The organism is Synechococcus sp. R55.7 (assembly GCF_047461955.1).
GTDB lineage: Bacteria > Cyanobacteriota > Cyanobacteriia > Thermostichales > Thermostichaceae > Thermostichus.
Genome location: NZ_JANSIC010000431.1, coordinates 1 through 812 on the forward strand (window position 1 = coordinate 1; position 812 = coordinate 812).

An 812-nucleotide genomic window follows, 5' to 3' on the forward strand; every position below is an offset into this window, starting at 1 on the left:
GAAGGGATCCCAAGCAGGCCGGGGACAGCTTTTACAATTGGATAAGGTTGGCAACACGATTGTTGGGGAGCTGAGCCTTGAGCACCGCCGTCTTACCTGCTGCTCCTTTGGTGGATACTCACGTCCACCTCAATTACCCCGATTTTGCCGCGGATCTGCCCCAGGTGGCCGAGCGCTGGCGTCAGACGGGGATCCGGCGTTTGGTGCATTCTTGTGTAACACCAGCAGAATTCCCCCAGTTGCAGGCCATTGCCGACCAGTATCCGGAAGTATTTTTGTCGGTGGGGCTGCACCCTTTGGAGGCGGGCCAGTGGCAGCCCGATTTGGCCGAAAAGATCGCCCACCTGGCCGCCAGCGACGAGCGAGTGGTGGCTATCGGGGAGACGGGCCTGGATTTCTACAAGTCCAACCCGGCGGATATCGAGCGGCAAAAAGAATCCTTCTGGGCCCAGATTGCCATTGCCCAAGCGCAGGATCTGGCGTTGATCGTCCATTGCCGCGAGGCGGCAGCAGCCACCTACGCCATCCTCAAGGAGGCCATGGCCACGGGGGGGCCAGTGCGGGCGGTGATGCATTGCTGGAGCGGATCCCCGGAGGAGACGCGGCTGTTTGTCGAGCTGGGCTGCTTCATTAGCTTCAGCGGCATTGTCACTTTCAAAAATGCCGAGACTGTCCGCCGGTCGGCCTTGGAGGTGCCCCTATCCCAGCTTTTGGTGGAAACCGATTGCCCTTTTCTGGCTCCCACCCCCTTCCGCGGCAAACGCAACGAGCCGGCTTACGTGCAGCGGGTGGCCCAAACCTTGGCGGAGCTG

At 61.0% G+C, this 812-nt stretch carries 1 protein-coding gene; it reads left to right on the forward strand.

Annotated features, from left to right (window positions below):
• Positions 1-77 precede the first annotated feature (77 nt).
• Positions 78-812: TatD family hydrolase (locus tag NW820_RS12955; RefSeq protein WP_414407717.1), on the forward strand; the 735-nt coding region annotated here is incomplete at its 3' end.